Genomic DNA, 11,357 nt, shown 5'->3' with positions numbered 1-11,357 from the left:
CATTTTTACTAAATGAAAAAAGAAAGCATATCGTTGAAATACCACAGGAGATACCTACAATAACTGAAGTTCATAAACCTGACTATCAAGAAGATGTAACCAGAGGGAGATATATTACCTATGCCCCAATTGAAAAATTAAACTGGACATTGGGAACAGTATGTTATATGAAGGATTTTGATGCACCAATTACGAAGATGTGGAATCTTTTATTGCAGGTAGTATGGTAGTATAGGGTCAATGGTAGTATAGGGTCCACGTAGTATAGGTAGTATAGGGTCACATCTTGGGTAGTATAGTGGGTAGTATAGGGTCAGGGTAGTATAGGGTCACATCTTGGGGTAGTATAGGGTCACATCTTGAATTGTGAATTAAAAGTATACGGATGATACGGATAGCATGAATTAACACAAATAAATATCATTGACTTTTTTGAATTTTTAGGGTATAATATAAGTAATCGGATTTAGCGGATTAAACAGATAAAAAATCCGATATATCCGTTTAATTCGATTACTAAAAAATTAAAACCAAGGAGGTAAAGTAAAATGAGTAAAAGAAGTTTAAAAGGTTTAATTGGTAGTTTGATTGTTTTTGGGTTAGTGGTTGGTTTGTATGTTAGTGTAAATGGTATGGGTGGTGAGCCGGGAGGAGCAAGGAGCAAGGAGCAAGGAGCAAGGAAGACTGAAAGGCTAAAACCTAAAATCCAGAGGCAAGTCGGAACTCCTACGGTTCAACAACTACTCGATAAGGTTGAATCTAATTACCATAAGATTCAGGATTTGAAGGCAAATTGGAATTTCAAGACATGGGATTCTGAATTTGCTAAATGGTTAGGCATAGTAGGTGATTTAATTACACAGGATGAGAAGTTTTTCTTTAAAGCACCGGATAAACTTAAATGGATACCTCCAAATGAACTTTTTACATTAGTTAAGAAGAACAATATTGAGTATAGGAGAATGGGTGATGGATGGGCTGTTGAAGCTACTCAAGATACACCTGTAAGACCTACTAATTTACCCTGGTATACTCTGTTAGACCCGGATAGGTTTGACTTCTATTGGCGGTTGGATGAGATAATTACTAAGTTTGATAGTAGGGTGATTGATAATCCTGAACCTGATATTTGGGTCATTGAGGCAGTGCCGAAAGCTAGTAATCCTGAGGATGATTATAATTATCCTAATCCAAATGGAAAGTTATGGCTCTATGTCAATTATGGGAAAGGGGTAATTACACAAATTGAGGGCTATAGCATACCTGAAAATGACTTATTAACCTTTAGAGCCGAAATTAAAGATTTTGAGCTAACTAATAATACTTGGATACCAACAAAATTTGCCCATACTCAATTTAGAACTAATGTAAAAGAAGAGATTACATTAAGTAATATACAGTTAAATACTGGCACTCCAGATAGTGAGTTTGAGTTTTAGACTTAAATTTTTAATTTTTTGGAGGTGAACAACATGATTAAGAGGATAGTTTTAGGTTTAGTTCTTACTTTATTTTGGATAAGTAGTGCCTTTGCTGAAAGATATCCAGTCCTGATAGTTCCTGGTGTTAATGATGTTTCTGAAACCTTTGAGAAGGGCTGTCTAAAAAAGACATTACAAAATGCAGGATTTCAGGTGTTTACCTTATCAGATGTAGGTGGAGATTTTCCTAATCGTGGACAAGGATTTATACAAGAGGATGTGAAATTGCTTAAACAAGCGATAGATGAGGTTAAGAGACGAACAGGAGCTAAGAAAGTAGATATTGTTGCTCACTCAAGAGGTGGATTGGTAACTGAATTTTATACTATGATGTATGGAAATCAGTATAAACCTACAATGGAATATACATACACTGATCCTCGTACTGGTTTCCCAAAAACTAAGACTATCAAAGATATCCCCCGCTACGGCCATGACATAAATCAAGTCATCATGACTGCGGCACCACAGGGTGGGAGCAACTGGGCATACCTCACACATCAACACCCAGAAGGAACTAAAAAGATAGCTAAGATGCTTGAGGGAAAAGTATCGGGCTTTGTTGCACCTGATGTCTATGCGGTAAGTTATGAACAGCTAAGTCAACTAAGTAACTTTATGCTAAAATTTTGTGCAAATCACTTAAATCCAGATGTGAATTACACTAATTTAGCTGAGGAGAGAACTGTATTGGGTCTTGGTGAGCCTGGTGATGGAGTAATTGATTTTTCTTCGGCGATGGGTGTCCATGATGAGAAAGAAGTTAAAGGAGCAGGTAGTTTTGCTCCTCTCGGATGGATTTGGCATAATGATTTACCTAAAAATCCCTATACTAAAAAGCAGATACTAAAAGATCTGTTTACTAACAGTCCTATCACTGCACAAATATCCATCTCCCCAGACTCACCAGTAAGAGAAGGAGGAATATATATTTCTGTAAGGTTATCTGACTCTTTCCCTTCACCACCAAAACTGTTTGTCAAAGGTAACGGTGATTTTTCAACACCTCAACAAATATACCTAATGGGTTCTGGTAAAGATTTCTCCGGAGCATTAGTCATTCCAAAAGGTACAGATGGTCAAGCAAAACTTTATATTAATGATAAAGTCCCAAAACAGGTAAAGATAGCCTCTGCTGATTGTTCAGAAGATATTGAAGAAACTATTGAAGTACCAATATCAGGCTACCATTCCTTTTTAATTGACACCGAGGAGCCTGAGGTAACTGCAACCACCCCAGCAAATGGTGAGGTGATTATTGCTGAGGAGACACCAATCGCAGTTAATATCTCTGCTACGCTTTTTGACCCACCAGTTAATGGCTATGCCTCCGGGATTGACCCACAGACGATAAAATTAGATACTCCACAAGGCAGTTTCAAACAGGCATCAGCAGTGAATAAGTTAGATTATGGAGAGTATACCTGGTCTATTGAGGCAAAGGATAATGCCAATACACCAGGGCATGACTTGAAAGGGTCTCCTTATCGCGGGTCGTTTGAGATAGTCCCACCCATCTTTGTATCTATCCACCCTACCTGGCAAAATTTCACTAACCCAAATGAATCACATACGCATTACATTACTATTACTAACAAAGCAAAGAAAAAGTCTTTTACGGCTAATATTGAGATGAAACTTATCAAAGAATCAGGCTGCCTTTCTATTACTCAATATCCTGCATCTACATTAGAATTACCAGCAGATAGTCAAGCAAGCACCTCTTTCGTAGTTAGCTCAGGTGAGGAATTAATACCTGATGATAATTTGATTCATCAGATAATAATAACTGTCCCTGGCTTAAAATTATCTGCTATTCAATATGCCAATGGCCAGAATATTGTCACAGACCATCCGGATGAATCCTATGATATCTCAGACCCACGCTACCCAACACCGGCAAAGATAGATTCAGAGGCAGAGGTTGGGGTATATTTGAATGGATTTGTTGATGGGGTGGCACATCTTTTGGGCAGGTTTAAAGAGCCTGTCTGGTTTATCGATCGTGATTTTGAGCCATTACCGGGTGAGATAACCACAGAGACACAGAGGCACAGAGGAAATTCTAAATTTAATCCACAGATTTCACAGATAATTGAAAAAATCCGTGCTGCAAATCCAAGTAAATCCGTGCAATCCGTGTTCAAAGCAAGAAAGTTATCTGACTTCAAGGTGCTGGTCATTCCGAGCTATGGCTTGAGTGGTGTAGATACCTCTGAGATATTAGAATGGAGGTTACGGAAATATGTTGAGGAAGGTGGTGTGGTAGTTTGTTTTACGCAGAAATATGGCTATGAATTTGAGTTTTTGCCAGGGACGGTTACTGGCTACGGGGCAAATGAAGACCAGTCTTGCTGGCAAAATGCAGGTTATATCGATGAGTATCATCCAATTATGGCCGGCCAGGACTCCGCTAACCTTGATGCTAATGCAGATGGGTATTTTACAAGATGGGCAGATGCTAAAGTAATATTGCGCCGGGTAAAAAATCAGCAGCCAATGTTAATCATGTATAAATACGGCAAAGGGTATGTAGTAGCTTGTACCCTGTATACAGATTGGGGCTATGGACATCAACACTGGTCAACAGATGAAACCAATCTAATTCGTGATTTAATCACCTGGGCAAAGTTTAGGGATCAGGGATTAGGGATGAGGGATGAGATGCCAGAGACTAAACCAAATGGGACGATAACTACTAAATTACAAATCACAAATTACAAATCACAAACTGCAGAAAAGGTAGTGATTAAGGTAATAGACCCTGATAAAAAACCATTACCACCTTACACATTAAACCTTACACCAGGCCTTTTACCGAATCAGACAAGGGAATTGAGTCTTCCCTCATCCTTCATCCCTCCTCTCTCATCCCTCAATAAGATGGACATTTACAGGATAGATTATGAGTTACACGATAACTCAGGCAATACCATCCAACCACAAACCGAAGGTAGCCAATTTGCAATTTCGCAACATCACATTGCAGGAAATAGGATTGAAGGATACAAAATCTGGGCAGTAGCTAATGAGAATGCAGTTAAAGGAGCAAAGGTAGCCTATACTATCTTTATTAAAAATGATACAGGTACGGAGTTGGTCAATGGTAATATTGGTGTTGGGGTACATGAAAAAGGGGGTAGATGGTGGGCTCATATAGGTACAATTACAGGAATAAATGTCCCTGCACATTCTCAAAGAAGTTTTCTGTATGAAAGAGAGGTATATTTATCTACCAGCACTTATTTTGGTTTATATATCGGGACGATTTCTGATACCTGGTTCTTTAACGGTGCAGTAGCAAGATGTGAACACGGGGTCTGGATAGTAGAAGCTGAAGTAAATTTAAATATTACTACGGATGAGAAGAATTATGCAAAAGGAGATATTGTCTATACTACTTTAAAGGTGACAAATGAAAAATCTATTGAATATGATACTAATCTTCAATTAAAAATAATGAACCCGAATAATGCTGTGATTTTTGCGACTAATACGACTTTATTACTTACTTCTAAAGGTTCTATCAGTATAAGTTTTGATGTTCCTTTATCTAAAGATGCAGATGAAGGGATATACATCATTCAAGCAGAGGCAAATAGGGGTGAAAAGAAGATAGGATTAGATGCAACTGGTTTTAAGATTTCAGAAGGTATTCCAGGACTTGAATTAACCATTCCAGAAGCTATTATTCCCAATTCTACCAATACCATTCCATTCACTCTAACCAATCTTGGGTTGTCTATTATTGAATCAAGTACCTTTACTGTTTCATTTATAGCCCCAGATAAAACTTTACTCTGGCATGGGACATCTACATTTAGTGCTGTGGCTATTGCTGGGTCTTCTAGCTTGAATATTAAGATTCCGATAAAAATGATTAACTTTGGCCTCTATGAGTTATTTTATACCCTGAGTTATGAAGGGAAAGTTTTAGTGGGGTCAAAAAAGATTAAATGCGATGCGATTATGAAGGTAGATTTAGATAAAACAAAGTATCGAGTAAGGGAAGCAATAAAATCAGAGGTAGAAATAACTAATACAGGTAAGTTTAAACAAGACCTGGAAATAGTTAGTTTTATTGCGGGGTTTAACTTTAGCACTACTACCTTGCTTTCTTTATTACCATCACAAAAAGGAACTCTTAGCCTTAGCGTACCTATTCCAGCAAGTTTAACAGCTGGGTATTATTACGGAACTGTCTGCGTCCAGAGTGGTACTTCTTCTAAATATAAACAATTTAGTTTTTATATCCCGCAGGCAAGATTAGAAGTTAAACTTAATGATAAAAGTTATCAGCCGGGGGAAAGGGTAAATATTTACATAAAGAATATCGGTGGTGTAGCGGATAGTTGGGATTATACTATAAGATTATTCGATACAATAGGGAATGAGGTTTATACAGGTGAAGGAAGTATAGATAATTTATTTCCAGCAGATAATGAGAGGGTAATAGGATTTGATATTCCAGGTGGACTAATAACCGGAGATTATATAATAAGTTTAATTACAACCGAGCAACTTATACAGTTAAGAGAAAATTTTGATAGATATATCAGTATAGAAGGGATAGAGGCAGATATGAGTATATGGACTGATAACAAGATATACTCTATTAATGAGCAAATTAATGTAACTGTAAGTATAGATAATAAAAATGAGGCGATTGAAGATGCTAAGTTGAGCCTGAAAGTAAGAAGTAATTATCCTGGCTGGCAGACTTTTACTGCATTGAAAATAATTAAAGATATTAAAGTTGATGGTAATTATGTCTGGTTTGCAACTGATGGGATTGTGAAAAGATATAATAAGGTAGATAATAAGTGGGATGATTATAATAAGATAATAGATGTTAGTAGCATAGCAGTAGATGGAAAATATATTTGGTTTGGGGCATGGGGTGTATCACGATATGATAAGGAAACCTGTAGTTGGACAACCTTTAATAAAGAAAATAGTGGGTTAGTGAGTAATGGTATTAGTTCAATAGCAGTAGATGGAAAATATATTTGGTTTGGGACAGGGTATGGTGTATCACGATATGATAAGGAAACCGGTAGTTGGACAACTTTTACCCAACAAAATAGTGGGTTAGTGAGTGATGAGATTAGGTCAATAGCAGTAGATGGAGAATATATTTGGTTTGGAACATGGTATGCTGGTGTATCACGATATGATAAGGAAACCGGTAATTGGACAACTTTTACCCAATACAATAGTGGGTTAGTGAGTAATTATATTAGTTCAATAGCAGTAGATGGAGAATATATTTGGTTTGGAACATGGTATGCTGGTGTATCACGATATGATAAGGAAACCGGTAATTGGACAACCTTTACCCAATACAATAGTGGGTTAGTGAGTAATTATATTAGTTCAATAGCAGTAGATGGGAAATATATTTGGTTTGGGACATGGTATGGTGTATCACAATATGATAAGGAAACCTGTAGTTGGACAACTTTTAATAAAGAAAATAGTGGGTTAGTGAGTAATTATATTGAGTCAATAGCAGTAGATGAGAAATATATTTGGTTTGGGACATGCTATGGTGCATCACGGCATGATAAAGGAAATCAGGATTGGAGAACTTTTACCCAGGAAAATAGTGGGTTAGTGGATAATAACATTATGTCAATAGCAGTAGATGGGAGGTATATTTGGGTTGGGACAGAGTATAGTGGTGTATCACGATATGATAAGGAAACCGGTAGCTGGACAACCTTTAAGAAGGAAAATAGTGGGTTAGTAGATAATGATATTACATCAATAGCAGTAGATGGGAAGTATATTTGGTTTGGAACATATGATGGTGTACCACGATATGATAAGGAAACCGGTAGTTGGACAACTTTTACCCCACAAAATAGTGGGTTAGTGAGGGATGATATTAATTCAATAGCAGTAGATGGAAAATATATTTGGTTTGGGACATGGGATGGTGTATCACGATATGATAAGGAAACCGGTAGTTGGACAACTTTTACCCGACAAAATAGTGGGTTAGTGAGTAATTATATTAAGTCAATAGCAGTAGATGGAAAATATATTTGGTTTGGAACATGGTATGATGGTGTATCACGATATGATAAGGAAACCGGTAATTGGACAACTTTTAATGAAAATAGTGGGTTAGTGGATAATTATTATATTAATTCAATAGCAGTAGATGGGAAGTATATTTGGTTTGGGACAGAGTATAGAGGTGTATCACGATATGATAAGGGAACCGGTATTTGGACAACCTTTAATAAAGAAAATAGTGGGTTAGTGGGTAATAGGATTAGGTTAATAGCAGTAGATGGGAAGTATATTTGGTTTGGAACAAGTGATGGTCTATCACGATATGATAAGGAAACCGGTAGTTGGACAGATTTTACCCAACAAAATAGTGGGTTAGTGAGTAATGAGATTATGTCAATAGCAGTAGATGGAGAATATATTTGGTTTGGAACAGAGGATGATGGTGTATCACGATATACTCCAGGAGGGGATGTGATTTATGAAAAAGAGTATGAGATAACCTGCTTAAAATCAAGTATTAGTCAGGAAGTAATAAATATTGGTACTTTAAGTAGTGTAGGCAAACTATATATTGAAGGAGTACTTACCTCAAATAAAAATCAGAAAATAGATATAGATATGAATTCATTCTATATATTTAAGTCAAATTTATACCTAACATTTGATACTGATAAAAAGGTGTATAAACCTGATGAGTTGATTACTATATCCGGAACTCTAACAAATAAAGGAGAGAATATAGAAGCAGGTGACTTAGAGTTAAAGGTAAAAGATGGAGGTGTAATATTCAGGACGCCAATTAATCTTGGCTCTAACAGTAGTTATAGTTTCATTGCTACTACTACGGCTAATTCATCTTTTGTCTTAGAATGTATGATAAAAGATGTGAAGGTGATAGATTATATCCTGGTAGAAGAGACAAAAGTTAATATAGAGATGATTACAAAAGAGGCATTAGCAAGAGGAACAAATACCCTAATCATAAGGTTAAATAATATAAGTCAAGTTGATGTAGTCATCAGTCAGTGGTCATTAGTCATTAGTGATATGCATAAGGAGTTTGCAACAATTACTATTCGAGGATTAGAATCAAAGGTAATTGAGGTTAATTACCAGTTACCAGTTACCAGTTACCAATCAGACTATGCTACAATTACCTTAGTTTTATCAGGTAATGTAAGTGGGACTTATACTAAGCAGGTAGAGTTTGGAGAGTTAGTAGATTTAAGTATTAATCCTGACCCAGTATATCCAATAGGGTATCTGGAGATACCGTTTGAGGTAGTAAATAGGGGTAAATTAGATTCGGAGTTTTCTGCGACATTTACGATATTCACCATATTCACCGCAGAGACGCAGAGACACAGAGAAATGACAAATTCCAAATCTCAAATATCAAATTCCAAACAAATTCCAAATTCCAAATCCCAAATTACCCAATTACTCAATTACCCAAGTATCCAATTACCCACCTGGTGTAAAGCAATTCCGAAGGTAGTGGTGAGTGATCAGTGGGCAGTGAACAGTAGTCAAAAGACAGAGGACAGAGGACAGAAGACACCAGACACTCAGACACCAGCCACCAGCCACCAAATATCAGATACCAGCCACCAGCCACCCAATCACCCGGTTACCAAATCTTCACTCGCCCCTATCATCTCGCAAGTCGCCCCTAATTCCATCATTCTTGCTTGTAAATTCTATGTTCCATCAGGTGGCATGATTACAGGTAATCTAATATTTGAGTTAGAAGAGGAAGTGTATGAACTTGGATATGAGTATTTTCGTGGTACTGGAAGTGCTAAGTTCAAGGTAGCAAGAGAAAACATTGCTAAGATTAAGGGGTTAACCGTAGATAGTCCCCAGTTTAGAGTAAGGGTAGAAAATCCTGGCTCAAATGAGTTTAACGGAACGCTACAATTTGAGACACCGTTTTATCAAACCCAGACTTCTGTAAATCTTGATGCAGGCAAAGGTGCAACATATACATTTATCCTAAGTCAAGGGATACAAACTACCCTGATTGGAGGAACTTATACTGCTAAAGGGGTAATTTTGTACGATGGGAATGAAGTAGATAAGAAGGAGATTGTTTTTAGTTTAGAACCGAATTTTGAGATTCTGGATGTTGGTCATCTTGAATTAGCAGTTGGTAAAGAAGGAACGATTAGCGTTGCAGTTAAAAATATTGGGATGGTTATGGGTGAGGCAAAGGTAAAGGTAAAGTTGTTGGATTTGCTGGATGAGGAACAGGTGATATGGTTAGACCCAGAAAAGATGGGGACTTTAAATTTCAGGTTACTTGTACCTGAGAATTTTGAGGATGGAACTTATTCTTTAGTGGCGAGTGGTGAGTGGTCAGGGGCGAGTGGGGAAAAATTAACTACTGAAACCTTAAGTTTTATTAGGATAGTAGGGATAAGGATTGATGTAGAGGCAAGTTTGGATAAGGAGTGTTATGAGGAAGGAGAGTTGGCTACTTTTACATTAAAGGTAACAAATCTAAGTGATGCAGGTTTAGGCACATTAAACCTATTGGCAAAGGTAAAATTCAACGATTATGCAGAAACAAAAACAATTACATTAGGTTATTTACAACAGGGTGGAGTCCTATTTTACCTACCAATCCATCATACTGGTCAAAAACTTAACTTTGGGATTTATTCAGAAAATGATAGAGCCATCTGGCTTGATGCGATTTATGTTCGAGAAAAAGGAACAATGACGATAATTTCGGATAAGCAGATATACAATCAAAGTGGGACTGTAACATTAACAGTTATCTCACAGGAGGCAGGGACTGTGAGTTTGACTACTCCAGGAGAGCCAACTACGGGGACGATTGTATTTGATGGACAGGGGAGTAAAACTTTTACATTTAAGCTGCCAGATAACATGCTCACAGGTACCTACTATATCCATTATCACTCATCCCTCATCCCTTCTCCCTCATCCCTTGCATTTGATGTTCGAGGGATAGAGGCAGTAATAAAAGGGGCAAGTTTGGATAAAGCAGGGTATTCGTTTAATGAGGCATTTAAGGTTAAGTTAAGTTTAGAGGTGAGTGAAGGATTTGAAGGGATGATAAAGGCATGGATAGATGAAGGAGAGAATTGGATTAAGGTATATGAGAAAGAAGAGACATTTGAAGGTGGAAGCCCTGTCTATGAGATAATAAGTACTACAACTACATCCAATAGGCAAACATTAATCTATGGTATATACTTAGGAACACATACCTTAGTTACATCAGGGAGAAAGAAGATAAGTATCTACAACATTCCTGAAGAAATGGGTAAGATTATAGAGAAGGAGTGGCTAATGGTAGAAATAATGCCATCTGCACTAAGTAAAAACGCCTTGTTTGATTTCTTTAAGGTAACACAATATCCATTACCCCTCGCAGGGATACAGCCAATAAAGGTATTAGAGTTTATTATTTATGATAAGGATGTAGAGATAAAAAAAGATATAAAGGTAACATATTTTTATGGACAAGAGGGATTAGGAGATGATATAATAAAAGATAGTTTAAAGGCATATTATATCAGGAATGGGGAGTGGGAAGTAGTCAGTAGCCAGGAATTGGATAAAGTGAATAATAAGTTAATATTTTATTTACCACATTTATCATTGGTAGGCATAGGTGCAAAGGTAAGTAAATCTTTAGGGGAGGTAATAGTTTATCCTAACCCAGCAAGGGAGCAAGTAACTTTTGGTGATAACCTACCGGGGCAAATAAAGGTAAGGATATTTAATATAGTCGGTGAAGAGGTATATGAATATGAGGGAGTAAGTAGTAGTGGTAAATGGCTCTGGAAGCTCCAGAATAAAGATAATGAGAAAGTAGCC

3 protein-coding genes are annotated in these 11,357 nt (G+C 37.0%); all 3 read left to right on the top strand.

Annotated elements, in window-relative coordinates; all coding sequences use genetic code 11:
• The coding region (locus tag AB1414_08400; protein ID MEW6607458.1) for a hypothetical protein at positions 1-230 on the top strand (230 nt) is incomplete at its 5' end.
• 318 nt (positions 231-548) lie between these two features.
• On the top strand, positions 549-1,439 hold the full coding sequence (locus AB1414_08395; protein ID MEW6607457.1) for a hypothetical protein: 891 nt from the start codon (positions 549-551) through the stop codon (positions 1,437-1,439).
• 33 nt (positions 1,440-1,472) lie between these two features.
• Positions 1,473-11,357, top strand: a 9,885-nt coding sequence (locus tag AB1414_08390; GenBank protein ID MEW6607456.1) for a hypothetical protein, incomplete at its 3' end; no start/stop codon positions are given.

Source organism: bacterium, assembly GCA_040755795.1.
Lineage (GTDB): Bacteria > UBA9089 > CG2-30-40-21 > CG2-30-40-21 > SBAY01 > JBFLXS01.
This window is presented reverse-complemented; position numbering and strand designations above follow the sequence as displayed.